We start from the raw sequence: 19,340 nt of genomic DNA, 5'->3' as shown, positions 1-19,340 counted from the left end.
ACCTGCGCATCGGTTAGTAGTCAGCCTTGGAATAAACCGGAAACCCTCTCCGTTTGTACTCCCACAAGCGCACACAGAGAGGAACCACCCATGAATATCGGAATCATCGGCGTAGGCAGCATCGGCTCCACACTCGCCAAGCGTCTGCCCGCCAAGGGTCACGACGTCAAAATCGCCAACTCCCGCGGCCCCGAAACCATCGACGAAGACTTGCTGGCCAACGGCGCACAGGCTGTGACGGCAGAAGAGGCCGCGAGCGACGTCGACGCCCTCATTCTGTCCATCCCGCTCGCCGCGATGCCCAAGCTGGCACCGATCATCCAGGCGCTGCCCGACGAGACAGCGGTGATCGACACTTCCAACTACTATCCCCACCGCGACGACGCCATCGAGGCGATCAACAACGGCCAGACCGAAAGCAAGTGGGTCGTGGAGCAGTTCGGTGGACGCACGATTGCCAAGGCGTGGAACGCAGTTCTAGCGGGCGTCTTCGCGGATCAGGCGCGTGAATCGGGTGATCCCGAGCGCATCGCCATTCCCGTGGCCGCCGACGACGCTCACACCGGAGAGATCGCCCGCTCCCTGGTCGAGGACACCGGTTTCGACGCGGTGGACGCTGGTTCGCTGGCCGAATCCTGGCGCCAGCAGCCCGGATCCCCCGTGTACTACACGAGCCTGTCCGCAGACCAGGTCGTGGACGCACTCGCGAGGGCTGAGAAGGACCGCATCCCGCCGCGTCGTGACCTGGCTATCGGCGTGATCATGGACCGTGCGGATGACCCCTCACTCACCATCGATCACCACTACCTGACCCAGTTGAACCGCGTCATCTACGGCTGATCTGTAGTCAGATCTCGACGACGAAGGCCGCGCTGACATTTGTGGCTCGAGTTCGCACCCGAAACCCGGTTTTCACTGCGAACCTCTGCCCAGGATGTCGGCAGACCGACGCACAGACACCAACGCTAGGAGAACATCACTCATGAAGATCGGACTCATCGGAACCGGCCACATCGGCTCCAGCTTGGCCAAGCGCCTGCCCACCAAGGGCCATGAGGTCAAAATCGCTAACTCTCGCGGACCCGAAACCATTGATAGCGACCTCTTGGCCACCGGTGCACAGGCGGTGACCGCGGAAGAGGCCGCGAGCGATGTCGACGCACTGATCCTGTCCATTCCCCTGAACGCCATGTCAAAGATCGCGCCGCTGGTTCAGTCGCTGCCGGAACAGACCGCAGTGATCGACACCTCCAACTACTATCCCAACCGGGACGACTCTATTGAGGCGATCGAGAATGGCCAGGTGGAAAGCGAGTGGGTGGTGGAGCAGCTGGGTGGACGCACCATCGTGAAGGCTTGGAACGCCGTCGGCTGGGGCGTGCTCGCGGATGATGCGCGCGAAGCGGGAGACCCCGAACGCGTCGCCATCCCGGTGGCGGGCGACGACGCCCACGCGAAGGAGATCGCGATGACCCTCGTCAACGACTCCGGCCTGGATCCCGTGGATGCCGGATCCCTGGCCGAATCCTGGCGTCAGCAGCCCGGCTCCCCGGTGTACTGCACGAAACTCACGGCGGACCAGATCCCCGCGGCGCTAAAGGCGGCGCGCAAGGAGAAACTTGCTCACCGCCGCGACATGTTCGTGGCCGTGCTGTTCGATCACATGGAGGACGAGACGCTGACCGTGGATGCCGACTACGGAACCCAGCTGAGCCGCATCATTTACAGCTGACCAGCTCCCTGAATCTGAAAACGGTGGCGCGCCGACATCTGTGGCACTAGATCGCACCCGGAACCCGGTTTTCGCTGCGGTCCTCTGCCTAGGATGTCGGCGCGCCACGAGTGCCGCTTTCCGAGTGATTACGCCTCGGGAATTGCCTTGCCCCACTTCTCCAGCGTCATGGAGGCGGGTTCGGGGCCGCCGCGCACGCCCTTCTCCAAGGCGTCGATGGCCGCGATCTCACTATCGGTCAGTTCGAAGTCGAAGATGTCGAAGTTCTCCGCAATGCGCTCCTCGTGCACCGACTTGGGGATGACCTGCACACCCTTCTGGAAGTGCCAGCGCAGCATGACTTGGGCGGGTGACTTGCCGTGGGCGGTGGCAATCTCGCCGATCGTGGGGTCCTGCAGCGGGCTGCCCTCGCCACCCTCGTAATTCACGACGCCGCCTATCGGTGACCAAGCCTGCGGCAGAACTCCGTGCTCGCGCCCCACCGCGACAACCTCTTCCTGCTGGAAGTACGGATGCAGTTCGATCTGGTTGACCGTGGGGACGACATCGGTCTGGGTGAAGAGTTCGGTCAGGTCCTCGACCATGAAGTTGCTAACGCCGATCGCGCGCACCTTGCCGTCCGCGTAGAGCTTCTCGAGAGCCTTGTACGCCTGGATCGTGCGGTCGAACTCGGTGGTGAGCGGCTGGTGCAGAATCAGCAGGTCGATCGTGTCGATCCCAAGCTTGCCGGTGGCCTTTTCGAAGGCGTGCAGGGTCTCGTCGTACCCAAAATCGCTGATCCAAATCTTGGTTTCGATGAAGATGTCGTCCCGCGGGATGCCCGATTCGGCAATTGCTTCGCCCACGCCGCGCTCGTTGCTGTATGCCGCGGCGGTGTCGATGTGCCGGTAACCGACTCTCAAGGCCTCAGCGACAGCAGTCTTGGTCTCCTCCGGTGGGGTCTGAAAAACGCCGAAGCCAATCGCAGGCATGACAACGCCATTGTTGAGTGTGATGTCCGTGTTCTGTGTAGTGCTCATGAATTCGACTCTAGGCCTCGGTTAGGGGGTTGAGGGAGCCCCTGAAGACCGATGGATACAGTGCTCACCGAGGAATCAGCATTCAGGATCTGTGCCGGAGTGTCGTTCAGAATTGGGATTCCACGCGTTTTGGAGGACCCGCATGACCATCAGCACGTTCGACCCGCCCGCCTCACCCGAGCCTGGGATTCCCCGTCCGGAGCATCCTCGCCCGCAGTTCGTGCGGGAGCACTGGGTGAATCTCAATGGCCAGTGGGATTTCGAGATCGACCGCAGTGACTCCGGGATCGACCGCGGGCTGGTCTCGCGGCCGCTGGCCGGAACGATCACCGTCCCGTTCGCCCCGGAGTCGGAACTGTCAGGGATCGGGGACACCGATTTCCTGGAGGCCGTCTGGTACCGCCGGGTGATCACGGTCCCGGCCGAGTGGGATGGACTGCGTCCGGTGCTGCACTTCGGCGCCGTCGACTACGACGCCACGGTGTGGGCCAACGGGGTGGAGGTCGCCCGTCACCGCGGCGGCTTCACTCCGTTCAGCGCGGACCTCTCGAGCGTGGTTGGCCCGGGCGAGGACGTGGAGATCACAGTCCGCGCCCGCGACCTGCACCGCGAGGTCCAGGCCCGCGGCAAGCAGGCCACGTGGTTCGCCAACACCCACTGCCACTACACGCGCACCACCGGGATCTGGCAGACGGTCTGGCTCGAAGGGGTCCCACCGGTCTCTATCGAGCGGCTACAGGTCACCCCCAACGTCGCGGCCCGGACCCTCACGGTTCTGGCACCGCTGTCCCGCAACCTCGCCGACGGCGTGCTGCGGGTTCGCGTGTCCGATCCGGATGGTCGGTTGGTCGCCGAAGAATCGGTGCGGACGGGCTACGATCTGGCACCGAGCGCCGTCGTCCGCATTACCGAAGAGGACGTGCGGCTGTGGGACGTGGGCGACCCGCAACTATATGGCGTGGAAGTCGCGGTGCTCGCTGAGGCCGACGGCGCGGAACTCGACCGGGTGCGCAGCTACGCGGCGCTGCGATCGGTGAGTATCGACGGCACTTCGTTCCGACTGAACGGGCGCCGGGTGTTCCAGCGGCTCGTGCTCGATCAGGGGTACTGGCCGGAATCGCTCATGACGGCACCGAGCGATCAGGCGCTCATCGAGGACATCGAGCTGTCCATGGCGGCGGGCTTCAACGGCGCGCGCCTGCATCAAAAGGTCTTCGAGGAGCGGTTTCTTTTCCACGCTGACCTGCGTGGATACCTGGTGTGGGGAGAATTCGGGGACTGGGGTGTGTCCGGGCAGGGGCCGGTGGGGCACAACCAGAAGCCGGATGCGTCGTTCGTGGCGCAATGGATTGAGGCGGTACGGCGGGACGTGAACCACCCGTCCATCGTGGGCTGGTGCCCGCTGAATGAGACGCACCAGGTGCTGCACGACCGGATCACCGTGCTCGACGACGTCACCCAGGCTATGTTCTGGGCCACCAAGCTGGCGGATCCGACCCGGCCGGTGATCGATGCGTCCGGGTATTCGCACCGGGTTCGCGAGACCGATGTCTACGACTCGCATTCCTACGAGCAGGATCCCGAGGCGTTCCGCGCGGAGCAGGCCGGGCTGGCGCACGGGGATCCGCACGTGAACCGGTATCACGGGGGTGAGATCGCCCTCCCCCACGCGCGGCCGGAATACTCGGTGCCGCATGCCGGGCAGCCGTTCTTCATTTCGGAGTACGGGGGTATTTGGTGGAACGAGGAGGAAGCCTCTCGCGCTGATGCGGAATCCGCGGGCCAGGATCAGTCCGATTCTTGGGGCTACGGGGATCGCGTGCGCAGTAAAGAGGAGTTCTACGAACGCTTCGAGGGGCTGACCAACGTGCTGCTGGATGACTCCAACATGTTCGGCTATTGCTACACGCAGCTCACCGATGTGTTCCAGGAGAAGAACGGGATCTACAGCTTCGACCGCAGTCGGAAGTTCGACGTCGATCGGTTGCGGCGAGTTCAGCAGCGCACCTCGGCGTACGAGTTGCGGGAGGATTGAGGCAGCTTTAGACCACCCCGAATATCTGGGTCACTTTCAAGCCACTCGAAGCGGCTCTGGGCGGCTTAGGGATGACTGGGCTCTCGCGATCACGGCGCGTCTTCGGTCGCTGTGCCGTTGGCCTGCGGGCTCCGACATTTGAGGTAGAGATGCGCACGTGAAACCCATGTTTCGCTGCGTACCTCTGCCCAGAATGTCACTCACTTCAGCCGTGGCGGCATCCGGACTTGAACGGCTACTCACCCATCACGATTCTTTGCGCACCGTCCGCCGGGAGGACGGTGAAGGTGTCCGGAGTCTGTAGTTCGTGGTCGGCGAAGGTTCTGAGGACGGCGTCTCGGACCTGGTCCAGCTGGCTCTTGTGAACGAGGGCGATCGCGGAGCCGCCGAAACCGCCGCCTGTCATTCGGGCGCCGATGGCCCCGGTGTTCAGGGCTGCGTCGACGGCGAGGTCGAGTTCGAGGCAGGAGACTTCATAATCGTCACGCAGCGAGACATGCGAGGCGGTCATCAGTTCGCCGACGCCGCTCAGATCGCCTTGGCGCAGCCGCCGCACCGTCTCCAGCACTCGGCCGTTTTCGCTCAGCACATGCCGGACTCGGCGGGCGGTTTCATCGTCGAGGACGTCGAGGGGGCCGGGTGCGGATAGGTCCGTTCTCGAGGTCCCTTTGTTGGGTGGGGCGCCCGGGACGGGACCGGTGGCAGGAGCGGCATCGGCGGCGGTGTTAGGCGCGGAGCCGGGAACGCTACCGGTGGCCGAGATGGTGGCGGGAGCGGCGTCGTCGCCGATGGGGATGTCCCGCAGGGAGGTGACACCCAAGGTGGCCGCGGCGCGTTCGCACGAGGTGCGGCGGGCGGCGTATCCGCCGTCGGCGTGGGAGTGGGCGACCTTGGTGTCGATCACGAGCACGCTAAGGCCGTGCTCGGCGAGGGGTAGGGGTACGATCTCGGATTCGAGGGTGCGGCAGTCGAGGAACAGCGCGCCGCCGGCACGGCCCATGAGGGACGCGGACTGGTCCATGATGCCGGTGGGCGCGCCGACGAACTCGTTCTCCGCGCGCTGGGTAAGGTGGGCGAGGTCGGAGTGGCTCAGGCCCAGGCCGAGGAGGTCGTTGAGGGCGACGATCGTGGCGACTTCGACCGCGTGGGATGAGGACAGGCCCGCGCCCACGGGCACGGTGGAGTCGAGGAGCAGTTCGAAACCGGGGACTTCCGCGCCGCCCAGACCGGCCAGGACGTACACGACGCCGGCGGGGTAGGCGGCCCAGCCGTCGACCGATCCAGGGGTGAGTTCCGAAACGGTGAAGGTGGCTCGGGAAAACTCGCCACCGTCCGGGGAGTAGGTGGAGGCTAAGTCAGCGGTTCCCGCCCTCGGGTCGGACGGCTGTTTCAGCCGCACCGCCACCATGGCCGCACGGTCAATTGCGAATGGGAGCACGAACCCGTCGTTGTAATCCGTGTGCTCGCCAATCAGATTCACCCGGCCCGGGGCCCGCCAAATGCCGTGCGGGGCGTGGCCGAAGAGCTCGGTGAAACGGTGGGTGAGACGTTCGGCGCGGGTGCGCTCGTCATGCTGGGTGGGCTGGTGGTTCATGACGCAGCCTGCCTCAGGCGTTCGGCGGTCTGTTCCGCGGTGATGTCGTTGATGAAGGCGCCCATGGCGGCCTCGGAGCCGGCGAGGAATTTAAGTTTGTCCTCGGCTCGGCGGGGGCTGGTCAGCTGGAGGTGGAGCCAGCCGGCTTCGCGATCCGCAGTGGTGATCGGCGTCTGGTGCCATGCGGCGATGTAGGGCGTGGGGGTCGAGTAGAGCCGGTCCACGCGCTGCACGAGATCGCGGTAAAGCACGGCAAGTTCATCGCGTTCGTTGCCGGTCAGTGCCGCAAGATCGGGGAGCTGTCGATGCGGGACCAGGTGCACTTCCAACGGCCACCGAGCGGCGTAGGGGACGTAGGCGGAGAAGTGATCGCCGGTCAGGACCATGCGGTCGCCAGCTTCGGTTTCATCGCGCAGCAGTTCGCCCATGAGCGGCCAGCCGGTGGTGTCCAGGTGCGCCCGCGAGCGCTCAGCCAGGCGGGCTGCGGTTGGTGCGGCATACGGGTAGGCGTAGATCTGCCCGTGCGGATGGTGCAGGGTCACGCCGATCTGTTCACCGCGGTTCTCGAACGGGAACACGTGGCGGATACCCGTCATGGCGGACAGCGCCTCGGTGCGCTGGGCCCAGGCCTCGACCACCGTGCGGGCGCGTTCGAAAGGCAGGGTCCCGAAAGAGCCCTCGTGCTCGGGCGTGTAGACCACCACTTCGCAGCGGCCATACGCGGACGACGGCGCTCCCCACAGTTCCCGTCCCATCGCACCTTCCGGTGACGGCAGTTCCCCCAGCTCCGGGCCGAGCGACGGGAAGCGGTTCTCGAACGCGACTACGTGAAAGTCCTCCGCCGGAATCTCCGACGCCTTGCCGCCCACCGACGGGCACAGCGGACACTCATCGGCCGGCGGTAGATACGTGCGGCTCTGCCGGTGAGCGGCCACCGCGACCCACTCCCCCGTCAGCCGATCAAAACGCACCTGACCGTGACCGGAGCGCTCGCCCAGCGGACGGGTATCGATCACGTGCTCTACGGGCGCGGTGCCGCGGTCGCTGAAGAATATGGCCTCGCGCCCGTCGGCCAGGAGGTGGCTCCGGTGCTCGATGGGCCCTTCATCCGTAGAGTCACTCATGGATTGAGAGGTGGAGTCTGTGGCCCTTCCCATTGCACATCCCTGCCTGCTCGACGGTGCTAGTCGGGTTCACTGTCTCACACGCCGCGCGACCCCGGCCCGCGCAGGATCACTGATCGTTCTCCGTCATCTGCTCCCACGCGGTCGATCCGGGCAACGGGCCGCGAGGGTCCAGGTTGTCGTGGTCGGGGTTGGAAACGCGAGTGGGCGACGTCGTCGGACTGGGCGTGCTGCTGGCCGACTCGCTGGAGGTCGAGGAGGCGCTCTGGCTGGGACTCGAGTTCTCTTCAGCCGAGGACTCTCCGCAGCCCACCAACAGTCCACCCATGATCAACGCCGCAGCCCCCGCAACGGCGGCCCGAGCCCGTCCGGCCGAGCAAGTTTTTGTCGAGTTCTCAAGTACACGATTCACGATTACCCCCATAGATTCTGTCGGGCGCCTCATGCGCCTGCCTCGATCTAAGCCGTTGAGCGAACGCGAATCATCGGCCCTGGCCAATCTGTGGATAACTCCGGCATTGGCCCCAAATAGTGGCGGAACATTACATCGGACTGACGCCGCATGCGCTGATCCGCCGTCGGCGTCTGCAGGAGGCAGCGGAGCACATTCGAGTGGATCCGGCGGTAAGTCTTTCGCCCGTTGCCGCGGCTCATGGGTTCTCGGACCAGGCGCACTTCGCGCGGGAGTTCCAGCGGTTTCTGGGGCAGACGCCGAGGGAGTATCAGACCCAGGTGCGGATAGGGAATGGAAGTCAGATCTCCTGATCGACTATGTACACCTTCCCGCGAGGTCGTTGGTCCCGCCTAGCGATAAACGTCTGGCTAGTCAGCTGTTCTCGTACGATTGTTTAGTCAGTGACTCGACTACGTCCCAAGGAGACGTTGTTGTCACCCGGAGTTCCAAATCACCAGTCCCGAAATGGCCAATATTCCTAACATCGCGCATGAATCCTGGAACCAAATCAATGTCATCCGGGTTCACCTTGAGATAGATTAGGAGATTGTTTGAAACGGAATGAACTTCGACGCACGCAAAGTTTTTCATTCGCCTAAAAGCAAAGTAATCCTGTCTGGCATTCTTGACAACATCATCCCCCAAATTCAGCGCAAAGTCTTCAAACTTTTTATATAAGTCCGCGAGGTCCGCGGTCGCCTTATTCAGCTGATTCAGTGCACTTCTATCCTTCTCGCCCCTCACAGAACTGTTGCTCCAGGAAGTTGATGTCTGGGGGGACTTCCGCACCCCTTGGTCTGCAGAACTCGTAGTAATAAGTTCGATACTGACAAGGTTGCCATCAAACTCCTTGTACCGAACTAACTCCACGTTGCGATCTATCTGGCGGACCGCGTACTCGTCGTACCTATTGAAGTCACTGGCGATACAGATGAGCCTTGGCGCGCTCCAGTCCACTTCCATTGAGGCTTCCCGCCCGTATTTCAGAGAGACAATTTTTTCAAAATCGCCCTGGTGATCAACTAGCCAATCCAGGTAGAAGAGTCCTTGGTTGATCACGTTCTCGTTACTAGCCCGCTTGTACTCAAAGATGACAGGAAAATTGTTCTCATCAATCCCCAAGGAATCAATCCGTCCCCGGTGCACCTTCCCTGTGGAGTGCTCGCTTACCAGGAATCGAACGCCGAACATGGTCTCCATGTTCTCCTCGATCAGCTGCTGCAGCCTCTTCTCGAGCTCCATTGACCGTGAGTCAAGCTCGGTGGCTACATTGTCGGCTATTGAGAACAGCTTGAGGTCACTCATGCTAGAAGTGTGGCACAGCGCTTAGAAGGTCCTCGACTTCGCCTCTGGGTCGATACCCCAAGATAGTGGCTAGACCCCATATTCCGGCGCCCGCAGGTTAATCACCGCGATGTCCTCCTGGTCCTTCTCCCGCTGCGCCAGCAACTGGATCAGGTCCTCCTGCCTGGGCTGGCCCAAGGTCAGTCGGTACCGGGTCAGCGCCGTTCGCAGTCGTTCATATCGGGCGATGTCATGGCTCAACGGATACTGCGCCAACACCCGTTCGATGCGTGCATTGCCTGGATACATCCACCACGGGGAGAACTCTCCGAGCCGGTTTTCAGTCGATTCGGCAACCCTCATCGCCGCTCGCCACGCCTGCGGCTCACCGCAGGACACTACGTGCGCCCAGTGCGCTTCAGCAATGTTCTTCCGTACAGCATGCCCGCCAAATCGGTTGACCCGCCCCTCACGCTGCTCGAAGTCAACCGGGTTACTCGGGAGATTCCAGTGAACCAGTGCGTGGCTCCACCAGTGGAAGTCGATGCCTTCTTGCCCCACGCTCGTTGTCGCCAGAACAAACGGCGCGAAGGGACTATTGAACGCGTTGCGCACTTCGCCCATGCGCACTCCGCCGCTCTCATCGGTCGCCAGTTCCGATCCGTATCTCACCGCGAACCCCGAGGTGAAAGCGATGGGAGTACGTTCCGCATCCGTCGCGTGAGCCACGTACCTGACGGAACGCAAGGTCAATGCATCCACGGCCCGCCTGACCAAAGACATCAGCACGCTGGAATTCAACGGTGCGAACCCGGTCTCACTATGCAGTTGATAAAGGTATTCATCGAGGACGGCGCGCAGATTTCCGTCAGCGCAGTACCGCAGCACACTGCGCCAATAGACCCGCTCGGAGGGGTACAGGGTGTCGAGCAATGCGATCGTTTCGGGCCGGTTGAATAACGTACGCAATCCCTCGGCCAGGGAGAACGCCGCCGCCCACAGATCTTCTTCCGGGATCTGAGATCCATCAGACAAAGCACTCAACGCTCTAAGCGCGATGTTGCCGGGGCTAAACGCCGCAATTCGTGCGGCTGCGCGATCCAGGTGAGCGCCCGGCGTCGTCAGCGTCTGACCGATCTGCAACGCTTGGTCTACGTGTTCTATGAAGCTTGTGCGTCCGCTGCCAGCAGTCGAATCCTCCGCATGTTCTTCAGAGAGGAAAGTGGCCACCCGACTGGCCAGTTCCCCCGCGGTATCACCGGTGAACGCCTCCGGGACGAACCCCGGCACAGAGAAGAACGTTTCCCAGGGCTGACCAGTGGACGACTCACCCAGAGGTCCGAAATTTTGCACATACGAGCGGGCCGACACGCGCCCACCCGCAGCCCGGGCAACCTCGAGCTCGTCAGCCTTGAACGCAACTCCCGGATGCGGCCAGAACATCGCGAGGGTGGACATTGCAGCCGCTCGGTCCGCCGTGATTCGGTACCTCAGACGCGGCGCCGCCTGCTTCCTGGCCTCAGGTGTGTAGGCCCTGAAGTACTCCAAATTTCCGGCTGCCCGGCGGTCCGCTTCATAACTGAGCAGCGAGGCAATCGCCTTGGGTGCTCCGGTCCACGCGGAGAAGACCACCTGCTTGGTCACTTCCCTCTTCGCAAACTTTCGGTAGACGTCACCCGGCTCCAAATAGGGCATGGTGGGCGGCACCCACAGCAGCTTCCACCAGCCCTGGCCCACTGTCCGTTGGGCCAATTGCCGCAGGTGACCATTCCCGTAATCCACGGATTCGAAGCGCTCGACGGCCGCCGCATCCAATGACCGTGCTTCTCCCAGCGCGGTCGCAACACGGTCTGCCTCGGAGCCTTCCAACGCCTCCTTCAGCTTCTCGTCCACCTTGTAACCCAGCATGAAGTTGGCGAAGTACGGAATCGATTTCCAGTACTCGAATTCAACTCGTGAACCCACTAATCGCCCCAAATCAGCCAGGCGCGCCCACTCCGCGATGTCCTCCGCACTGGGGCTGGGGGTACCCAGCGACTTCACCTGGACCAGGTCCGTTCGCTCCCCAATGGGCGGCCGCTCGGCTCGCGACATCACGGGCAACAGCAGCCTGCGCACGTCATCCGCCTCAGCCTTGGCATCGGCCTGGTTACTCAACGCCGTGCGGTAGGTGCGCAGCGCCCGTTGGACAGGGAGAACGACGTCGTTCTGGTTACCTTCAATGCCGCCCTCAAGCCTTGATTGCCCAGGCTTCTTTCCGAGCAGGAACCGGAGCGTACCCAAGAAGTCTTGGACGTGGTCGTCCTCCGATTCCCCATAGCCCGTAAATGGTTTATAGGGCGTGGCAGACAAGAGCAGCACGCGAGCGTCTTGATGGTCGAAGAGCTCGTGCGCGAGCTCGGCCGCCTCGCCATATGCCGGATCCAGCAAATGTTTGAACCGTTGAAACTCGTCCAAGATGATCAAGTCCGGTTCCAAGACCTCCACTCCGGCTTTGGCGAGCGCGGAGCGTAAGCGTCCCATGACGTTCTGAGCGCTGTTCCAGTACTCATCGCTCCACTCACCACCCCGGAGCCTGGGATCATCTCGGAGCCGCTCGAATTGCTCCAACGTTCCATCCCGGGTGATGAGACGGCGGAACTGGTTCTCGATTCGCTGATCATAGGTCTCGCCAATTGAATCGATCAGTGGCTGAACGTAGTTTCGGTCGAATCGCTCCGGACTCTTCACGTTTCCCGTGAGCAAGATCCGGGTGGCGTTCTTCTTGGCGGGATCGTCCTTATTGCTGATCAAATCGAGGAAGAAGACCAGCATCGCCCGCTCTTTGGCAGATCCTTGTCTCCACCCGCCCTGGCTAAAGGACGTACCGGGTGTGAAAGAAATCAGATTAACCTTCTTGGCGCCGCCCTCCTCGGAAGCAAGACGGTGAGTCTCTCGCGCCAGCAACGTGAGCCTGGTTGTCATGCTCACGTGCCTGTCCCCGGTGACGTTCAGGCGGGTTAAGTTCTGCGCCGCGAGGTCCATGTTGCTGCAGATGTACACGATGTTGATGTGATCGGCAGCGGACTCTTCAGCTGACAGGTGCTCGATGACCTTAGCGATCAGCCCGCGCGCGACAATGCTCTTACCCAGACCCGTCTCATCAGCGACCAGAAACTTATGTGATCCCGTGGCAGAGGAGTCCCCGTAGAGCTGCTCGAAGACATGCTCCACGGTGTCCCGCTGGAACTTCTTAAGCCCAGCCAGCACGCCGTTAACATCAACCTTGACCATCAGCGCTACCCGTCTTGTTCAACTTCTGAAGCAGACGATGGGCTTTCCAGGCGTTCTTCCACAGCTCATCAAATCCAGGCGGGAGGATCGGCTCGCCAGTTCCGTCCTGATCCTTCTTGCGGATGATATCGATGATCCGTTTCGCGTCTTCCAGGCCCTGCGACTTCCCCGCCACGGCTCGGACAATCGCTTCCATCAAGGCAGGTTCATCATTCCGCCCGGATCCGTTGAAGAGGAATCCCGCCCCGGTTTTGTTCACGGGTTCATCCATCCAGAGACCTGAGATTTCCAGCATGAGCGCCAACAATCGCATGAAGGTTCTGGTGTCCGTGAGCTGCCGAGCAATGATGGCATCCCGGCGCTCATCGAGATCGCCGAGCATTTCGGCTAGGAGAATGGTGGTCTGCTTGGTGCCGTTTTCGGCCGTGACAGTTATCCGTAGGAATGGACTGATGTCAGTCAGGTCCAAACCGCCATAAAGTCCCGCAGACTCTTCCGTCACGGCGAACTCATAACTGCTCACAGCCGGGTTCGACAGCATCTCCCATCGGACAGTAATGCCCTTCCGCGAGGCTCGCCGCAAGACATCCTGGATCGCCGAATCCGCCCACACCTGAACACCATGCGGTTTCTCGTCAACACGCTGCACCCAGAATCGGACTGACGCCAATTGACGCCCCACCGAATCGAGCTCGTACTCGAGCTTCTCCTGCTCAGGGGTTTCTTTGCCGCCATCGGATAAATAAGGCTCCTTGAGCTCCCCTAAGGCCTCCCACGTGGCATCGAGCCCGTACTTGGCTCGAGAAAGCTCGAATTCAACCATCATCTCTGCATTACGCGAGTAGGCCCCACCAGTGGCGTTGGCCGAGCCAACCACCACGCGTGCTTTCCGGTTGCCGTTCAGCACCAGAGCTTTGGCGTGGAGACCTACGAGACGTGAGGCGGCGTCCTCCTCTTCGCCCTCGAGCACCGCCTTGTTCAAGACGTACGTGTGAAGTTTCGCATCCAAGCTCTCCGGTGAAAGACGGTCGATCTGTTCTTCTCGTGAAAGCAGGGCTACGGCGCCGCTGAGCTTGGAACGGATGTGCGCCAGACCGTCGTCGCTGATGAACGGAGAAATGACGAGGGCGCGAGTCCCGTGGATATCCAACGTTGACGCGCCGGTCCCGTCGAAGAAGTGGAACGTTGGGGCCGCGCCATCCAGTTGCTCCCATTCCACATCACGGATCCACCGGGCAAATCTCTTCACGCGCCCTGCGCGTGCCGGATCAAGCGGGTTGATGCTCCAATCGGGCAAGCTGCGCAGCAGGCGTGCAAGCGGTTCGTTCTGGGCTCGGAGCTCCGCGTTAGGGGTGTCCACCCGGCGGCCGTCGAGTCTGAGGAGGATGTCCCAGCTACGGTCGTCCGTGAGGTTCCGGCTCGCGCAGAGAAAGCGATATGCGACGTCGTCCTTGTCGTTCAGATTGCGGTACTTCAGAAACCAGACCTTGGGGTGGAAAAGTCCGCCGTGGTTGCGGAGGTCCACGGGGTGGATCATGGATTCGAGTAATGCGACCAGGTCGCTATTGGTGCCGAGTCTCATTTCGCCGGCCTGGCAGAAGATGTCAATGCGATCGGTGAACTGGCGGATGCTTTCGAGGATGCCCAGTTTGTCGTCCGCGGCCGATACTCGTCGGGAGGCGAAAGACAACGGAACGCTCAGCGCCGTGGCCAGGTCCAACGTGAACGTGGTGCCTACCGCGTAGGAGAGGTCGAAGCCCGGGGGTGGTTTGAGTTCTTCGGCGAAGGCCGCGCGGGATTGTGGTTCAAGCAACCGCTTCGCCTCCTTCGCGCGCCAAGCCCTCGTGGATGTCGAGGAGAATTCGACGAACCTGCGTCCATCGGTAGGTCAGACGGCCAGCACCGCTGGCACCGCCCCATGTGGCGAGACGCTTCTTGTTGCCGAGCCGCGCTTGCGCTCCCTTGGCCAGTTTTTCGCGCCGGGTCACGAGTTCGCGGGCGCCGGGGTGATTGACGACGTCGCTCGGGCCCATGTCCGCGACCAGCGAGAACCACTCCCGAACGAATGTGAAGGAGAACTGGTTAACCGGGCGGGATCGAATGCCATCCACTTCCGCCCGAATTTCATAGGCGAGGTCTTCCGAGGGACGGTAACTCGTGCTGACGCGCTCTACCCACTCCGCCAGCCGGCCTGAGTATCCGTCGGCAGGATAGCTAGCACCCTCAAGACCGTAGGACTCGTATTCTTCAGCGAGCATCACGTTGTACAGCAACTGAGCGCCGTGCATAACCTCGGAGAACGTCGCGGCGAGATCCAGGCGCTTTTTCGCTTCTCCCTGAGCGCGCTGAGCAACTGGGTCCTCCCACGGCGCTTTACTCTCCTCGCCGGGAGGGTTGAACAGGAGATGGTTAAGAAGCCGGTCAGGTGCATTCGACACCATCCGTTCACGCAGCCAGGACGCTTCCTCAAATCCCATGGCAAACCCCTCAGGGATGCTGTTGGGGAATCCTTCTGGTCGTTCGGGTAGACCAGGATGCCAAACATGGGGTGTGTTCGGGTCGGAGTTATCTGGGGCATCAGACACGATCTCGTAGGTGGCCATGGCCGGCCAGTAGACGCTCGAGGGCAGTCTCTTGAGAGCTCTACCCGCTTCAGCGCCAAGCAATCCGGCCTTATCTTCGGCGCTTTTTAGGGCGTCAATGGTGGCCCACTCATTCCTACGAGCGCGATCTGAACTATTCGGCTTGCCTCCCGCCATGGAAAAAGCCCACGAGATGAAAAGGAAATACCGCGCGCGAGTGTGCAGTGTGGACGTGCCGGGGAAAAGACCGTCCGAGAAGGCATCTCGGAACTGGGACAGCCCCAGCTCATCGCGGCTGTCTCGCTGCTCGAAGAGCCGAATGATGTCTTGCATCCGGCGCTGGTCCTCGCTGGACGCGTCGAGCCACGTGATCGCAGCAACCATGGTGCGCCTCTCCCCTGCTTTAGACCCGTAGCGTGTACATCAGCCCGACTACCGCTCCCTAGATCCCTTCAAGGCCTTTATATCTCAGTTCAGCTCTAAGGTTCCGTCTTTGAGGCCGCCGTCGGTTGAGGTAACAATCACCTGTTATTACGGACCAGTAGATTCCACGTGGGCCAGGCGGTCGAGTCCTCTATAGACTCAAGAAACCCCGAGTCCCCCTGGAGAGCTAACCCTGATGAGCGCGTCAAAGTCGTACGAAATCGCACTTCAAGCTGGCACTGTTCTTGCCTTCGCATTGCGCCCTTTCGTGGAGCGACATTCGCCCGTGGAGGGAGACCCACAGTCCTGGCTGGAGCTCATTGCGCGCTCTGACTTCAAGAGGCTTGGTCGCTACGACACCGAATATGCTCTGGACGACCCTCGGGTGCTTCTGAAGACCATCATTTTTCACCCTGAGCAGTTCGGTGATCAGTTCACGAAAGCGGACATCGAGTGGGCCAACGATGCCCTGAAGGTCCTGAACCTTGCTTCCAGCGCCACCACGAGCATTCGCTCCGCGACCGTTGAGAGCGCTCTAGAAAGCATGCAAATGCTCTTGGAGAGCATTGGTGCCATGAAGGCCTCGTTCCGCATTGAAGCAATTGCCGACGGCGCCTACTCCAATTTCGACGACGTGCTGGAAGGTCTCCCCGAGACGCCTGTTCTCGCGCCGATCACTTCGGCAGCGGCCGAGGAAACCCAGAAGGTCAACGATGCTCCTCCTGTGGCCCCGGAGTCGTACACGACCTGGGATGCCGAACCAGCGGCCGTGGAAACGCCCGAGCCATCGGAACCCACGTTTGAACCGGAGCACCAGCCTGAGTCACCGGAAGTTTCCAGTGAATTTGACGGCGAGGAAGATGCAGCTCCCCATGTAGCGGACCTCATCTCCATGCTCACGGACGAGGACGAGGTACCGCACGATTCAAGCGTCGCCGTTTTCAAGCAAGGGCCCGTCGTAGTCGAGGTCATCTACCGTGATGCCCTCAATTTCGCGCTGGTCCACAACCAGGTCAGTCCGATCGTGAAAGTTACTGCCTTCCACGATGACCAAGCTGCAGACCATGAACTCAACGAAGTGGTCATTAGTTTGGGTGACGAATCGCACCGCATCGAAGCCGATCCTTTCCGATTGTCGACGCTGCACCTGCCCCAGGTAGACGAGGACCGGCTTTCGGTCATGAGGCAGCTTGAGGGATCCGACCTGGCGTGGCACGTTCCCGCCAGGCAGTTCGCCGACATCGACGAGGCATCGCAGACTTCACTTCGAATCAACGTCACAATCGACGGCGAGCGCCAGACCCAAACACGTCCCATTCTTCTTCTGGCTCGCGATGAGTGGTACGCACGCTCGATTCCGGAAATACTCGCCGCGTTTGTCACACCCAATAGCAAAGCTCTGGTTCCCACGCTCCAACGTGCTGGCGAGATCCTGCGCGAGTGGACCGGGTCATCGGATTTAGACGGTTACCAGTCCGGTTCTGAACGTGCCGGGCAGATTGCCCAGGCACTTTACGTTGCCCTCCAAGAACTCGACATCACCTACATCAACCCTCCCGCGTCCTTCGAAACCACGGGGCAAAAGGTACGGCGGATTGAGGATGTCATTTCCGACAGGCTGGGCACGTGCCTTGATCTAAGCGTCATGTACGCTGCCGCGTTGGAGCAGGCGGGGTTGAACCCAGTCATCATCCGCACCCCGGGCCACGCCTTTACCGGTTTCCTCACCGTGGATTACCAACTGGCGGAACTCGCGCTGTCTGACCGGGGGATGATCGACAATGTTCTCCGAAGCTCAATGCTTATCCCGGTTGAGACCACGGCTCTCACGTCCTCCCCGGCCATGGACTTCGAAGCAGCGAAACGGGCTACGGCAGCCCGGTTCGATGAGGATGTTTACTACGTGCTCGACGTCGCGGCAGCGCACCGTCGTGTGCGTCCCCTTCCGCGCATTCGCCTAGACGCGACCGGCGACGTCGTCGAGCTCGTCATGGAGCGCGACGCACCCACGCCGCTGCCTGTTCAAACGGTGGAAGCCACCGGTGAGCCGGAAAGCTACCGGGAATCCGAAGAGAAGAACCTTCCGCCCAGAATTCGAAAGTGGCGGCAGGCCCTCCTCGATTTGTCGCTGCGCAATCCGCTGTTGAAGCTGCGCCGGACGGCTATGCCTCTTGCAGTTCCGGAGAGGTCTCTCGCAACTTTCGAAGACATGCTGGCGTCAAACTCTGAGCTCATGCTGCGAGCAGAAGATGATTTGGACGAGCTCGGGGCAGCAGCAGGTTACGACTCCGCCAGAAAGCTTGGCGACGATGCCCTTGATCGCATCCTTCGAGCCGAGAAGACCGTCTATGCAGGGGTGACTACCACCGGCTACGGAAACCGTCTGGATAAGCTCCGCCGCGAGGCCAAGTCGTCGATTGATGAAACCGGTGCGAATAACCTCTTCGTCACTCTCGGCGCTCTGTCCTGGAAGACCTCTACAGACCAGGAAGCCCTCGCGCCCCTTTTCCTTCTGCCCGTGCGACTCGAAGGACGTAAGAAGCAGCGGTTCCGCCTGTCGATCGAGGAAGGCGCAAAAGCCGAGCCCAACTGGTGTTTGATCGAGAAACTTCGTTCAGACTTCAACCTGACCATCCCCGTTCTCGAGGAACCGCCGGAGGACGAGCACGGAATCGATATGCCGCGTGTGCTCAAGGAAGTCCGGGCAACCTTGGCGCGGCAAAAGGTCTCCTTCCACGTGCAGCCCGACGTTCGGCTGTCTATGCTTCAGTTCTCCACCGTGGATATGTGGCGTGACATGGGTGAGCACTGGGAAGAGTTCCTGGAAAACCCGGTGGTGGACCACCTGGTCAATTCGCCGTTCGACACGTTCTCCGACCCTGCCCCCGAACCAAAAATGGGCGAAGCTTTGGAAGCTGAAGCGGCTCTCCCAGTACCCGTAGACGGCTCTCAACTGGAGGCCATCACCTGGGCGAGTGCCGGACGTACTTTCGTTTTGGAAGGCCCTCCCGGTACGGGTAAATCGCAGACGATCACCAACATGATCGCCAATAGCCTCAGCTTGGGTAAGAAGGTCCTCTTCGTTGCGGAGAAGCAGGCCGCCCTCGAGGTTGTGCGCACCCGCCTGGACCGAGTTGGGCTGACCCCGCTGACTCTCCAACTCCACGGACGAAACCAGTCCGTGGGAGACGTGCGTCGGCAGCTGCGCGAATCGTGGGAGGCCGAGGCTTCGGGGAATTCCACCTCCTTCCGGGCTCTCAAAGACGAGTTCCGACAGTCCATTGATTCCTTGGCGTCCTACCCCAAGAAACTCCACGGCACCGGAAACCAACCGCTATCGGTCTGGCAAGCTCACCAAGACTTCATCGCACTACGGCGTGAGCTATCCACCCATGTGTCAGAACCATCCACTTCTGACCTTTCCGTTCCGCCTCGCGTATCCCGCAGCAAAGAAGCCACCGATCGTGCCGCGGCCACAGCACGGCGCGTTGAAACGGCACTGGACGCTCTCGGATCGCATGCCCCGGTCGACGATCCATGGCTGCTAGCTGGCCCACCGCAGATGAACGAAACAGACAAAGCGGGGGAAAACTACACGCAAGTACTGTCTGCCGTTCGAAATTTCCTGGCATTGCACGACCAGTTGGATGAGCAGACCAAGTCTCTGATCCTTCGCTACCCCAAGATGGAATCCTGGGCCAAGCTAAACACCTGGCTGGCCAGCGTTCGAGCGAACCAATACATTGTCAAGCCCCGAGTTTTGTAGAGGGATTTCTATCTGGAAATTGATGTCAATGCTCGAGCAGGCTGCTCCGCGTGG

General features: G+C 61.4%; 13 protein-coding genes. 5 read left to right on the top strand and 8 right to left on the bottom strand.

The window, feature by feature from the left end; translation table 11 throughout:
• Positions 1–90: 90 nt before the first annotated feature.
• Positions 91–840, top strand: coding sequence for an NADPH-dependent F420 reductase (locus EWV37_RS09165; protein ID WP_129701210.1), 750 nt, complete (start codon positions 91–93; stop codon positions 838–840).
• A 94-nt stretch (positions 841–934) separates the two neighbouring features.
• Positions 935–1,732, top strand: coding sequence for an NADPH-dependent F420 reductase (locus EWV37_RS09160; protein WP_129701209.1), 798 nt, complete (start codon positions 935–937; stop codon positions 1,730–1,732).
• A gap of 128 nt (positions 1,733–1,860) precedes the next feature.
• Here the strand turns inward: EWV37_RS09160 and EWV37_RS09155 are convergent, their stop codons facing one another.
• The gene (locus EWV37_RS09155) at positions 1,861–2,751 is read right to left on the bottom strand and encodes an aldo/keto reductase (RefSeq protein ID WP_129701208.1); all 891 of its coding nucleotides are present in this window, start codon (positions 2,749–2,751) and stop codon (positions 1,861–1,863) included.
• A 142-nt stretch (positions 2,752–2,893) separates the two neighbouring features.
• Between EWV37_RS09155 and EWV37_RS09150 the strand changes: the two genes are divergently transcribed.
• A complete protein-coding gene (locus EWV37_RS09150) occupies positions 2,894–4,786 on the top strand; it encodes a glycoside hydrolase family 2 protein (protein WP_129701207.1) in 1,893 nt (630 codons plus the stop codon).
• A 235-nt stretch (positions 4,787–5,021) separates the two neighbouring features.
• Here EWV37_RS09150 and galK read toward each other — a convergent pair whose 3' ends face one another.
• The 3 genes from galK to EWV37_RS09135 all read right to left on the bottom strand — a co-directional run bounded on the left by galK (position 5,022) and on the right by EWV37_RS09135 (position 7,916).
• Positions 5,022–6,380, bottom strand: a complete 1,359-nt coding sequence (gene galK / locus EWV37_RS09145) for a galactokinase (protein ID WP_129701206.1) — start codon at positions 6,378–6,380, stop codon at positions 5,022–5,024.
• Positions 6,377–7,504 carry a galactose-1-phosphate uridylyltransferase gene (gene galT / locus EWV37_RS09140; RefSeq protein ID WP_129701204.1) on the bottom strand — a complete coding sequence of 376 codons (1,128 nt, stop codon included), beginning with the start codon at positions 7,502–7,504 and terminating at the stop codon, positions 6,377–6,379. Before galT ends, galK begins: the two co-directional genes overlap by 4 nt.
• A 109-nt stretch (positions 7,505–7,613) precedes the next feature.
• Positions 7,614–7,916: a hypothetical protein gene (locus tag EWV37_RS09135; RefSeq protein ID WP_129701202.1), complete on the bottom strand. Its 303-nt coding sequence runs from the start codon at positions 7,914–7,916 to the stop codon at positions 7,614–7,616.
• A 119-nt stretch (positions 7,917–8,035) separates the two neighbouring features.
• Between EWV37_RS09135 and EWV37_RS09130 the strand changes: the two genes are divergently transcribed.
• The gene (locus EWV37_RS09130; protein ID WP_238663187.1) at positions 8,036–8,269 is read left to right on the top strand and encodes a helix-turn-helix domain-containing protein; all 234 of its coding nucleotides are present in this window, start codon (positions 8,036–8,038) and stop codon (positions 8,267–8,269) included.
• Between the two features lie 61 nt (positions 8,270–8,330).
• Here the strand turns inward: EWV37_RS09130 and EWV37_RS09125 are convergent, their stop codons facing one another.
• From EWV37_RS09125 to EWV37_RS09110, 4 genes are all read right to left on the bottom strand, one after another.
• A complete protein-coding gene (locus tag EWV37_RS09125; protein WP_129701200.1) occupies positions 8,331–9,263 on the bottom strand; it encodes a DUF5655 domain-containing protein in 933 nt (310 codons plus the stop codon).
• A gap of 69 nt (positions 9,264–9,332) precedes the next feature.
• A complete protein-coding gene (locus EWV37_RS09120; protein ID WP_129701199.1) occupies positions 9,333–12,515 on the bottom strand; it encodes a DEAD/DEAH box helicase in 3,183 nt (1,060 codons plus the stop codon).
• Positions 12,502–14,235, bottom strand: coding sequence for a phospholipase D family protein (locus EWV37_RS09115; RefSeq protein ID WP_129701197.1), 1,734 nt, complete (start codon positions 14,233–14,235; stop codon positions 12,502–12,504). Before EWV37_RS09115 ends, EWV37_RS09120 begins: the two co-directional genes overlap by 14 nt.
• Before the next feature lie 85 nt (positions 14,236–14,320).
• Entirely contained in the window at positions 14,321–15,481 is a 1,161-nt protein-coding gene (locus EWV37_RS09110) for a DUF6361 family protein (protein ID WP_129701195.1), read from the bottom strand.
• A 235-nt stretch (positions 15,482–15,716) separates the two neighbouring features.
• Between EWV37_RS09110 and EWV37_RS09105 the strand changes: the two genes are divergently transcribed.
• On the top strand, positions 15,717–19,286 hold the full coding sequence (locus EWV37_RS09105; protein ID WP_129701192.1) for a DUF4011 domain-containing protein: 3,570 nt from the start codon (positions 15,717–15,719) through the stop codon (positions 19,284–19,286).
• Positions 19,287–19,340 lie beyond the last annotated feature (54 nt).

Source organism: Kocuria carniphila, assembly GCF_004136555.1.
GTDB lineage: Bacteria > Actinomycetota > Actinomycetes > Actinomycetales > Micrococcaceae > Kocuria > Kocuria carniphila.
The sequence above is the reverse complement of the archived record's forward strand: the minus strand, read 5'-3'. Positions and strand labels throughout refer to the sequence as shown.

Bases quoted from the DNA above. Each gene is read 5' to 3' on its own strand.
- EWV37_RS09165 (WP_129701210.1), top strand. From the start codon at position 91: ATGAATATCGGAATCATCGGCGTAGGCAGCATCGGCTCCACACTCGCC.
- EWV37_RS09160 (WP_129701209.1), top strand. From the start codon at position 935: ATGTCGGCAGACCGACGCACAGACACCAACGCTAGGAGAACATCACTC.
- EWV37_RS09155 (WP_129701208.1), bottom strand. From the start codon at position 2,751: ATGAGCACTACACAGAACACGGACATCACACTCAACAATGGCGTTGTC.
- EWV37_RS09150 (WP_129701207.1), top strand. From the start codon at position 2,894: ATGACCATCAGCACGTTCGACCCGCCCGCCTCACCCGAGCCTGGGATT.
- galK (WP_129701206.1), bottom strand. From the start codon at position 6,380: ATGAACCACCAGCCCACCCAGCATGACGAGCGCACCCGCGCCGAACGT.
- galT (WP_129701204.1), bottom strand. From the start codon at position 7,504: ATGAGTGACTCTACGGATGAAGGGCCCATCGAGCACCGGAGCCACCTC.
- EWV37_RS09125 (WP_129701200.1), bottom strand. From the start codon at position 9,263: ATGAGTGACCTCAAGCTGTTCTCAATAGCCGACAATGTAGCCACCGAG.
- EWV37_RS09120 (WP_129701199.1), bottom strand. From the start codon at position 12,515: ATGGTCAAGGTTGATGTTAACGGCGTGCTGGCTGGGCTTAAGAAGTTC.
- EWV37_RS09110 (WP_129701195.1), bottom strand. From the start codon at position 15,481: ATGGTTGCTGCGATCACGTGGCTCGACGCGTCCAGCGAGGACCAGCGC.
- EWV37_RS09105 (WP_129701192.1), top strand. From the start codon at position 15,717: ATGAGCGCGTCAAAGTCGTACGAAATCGCACTTCAAGCTGGCACTGTT.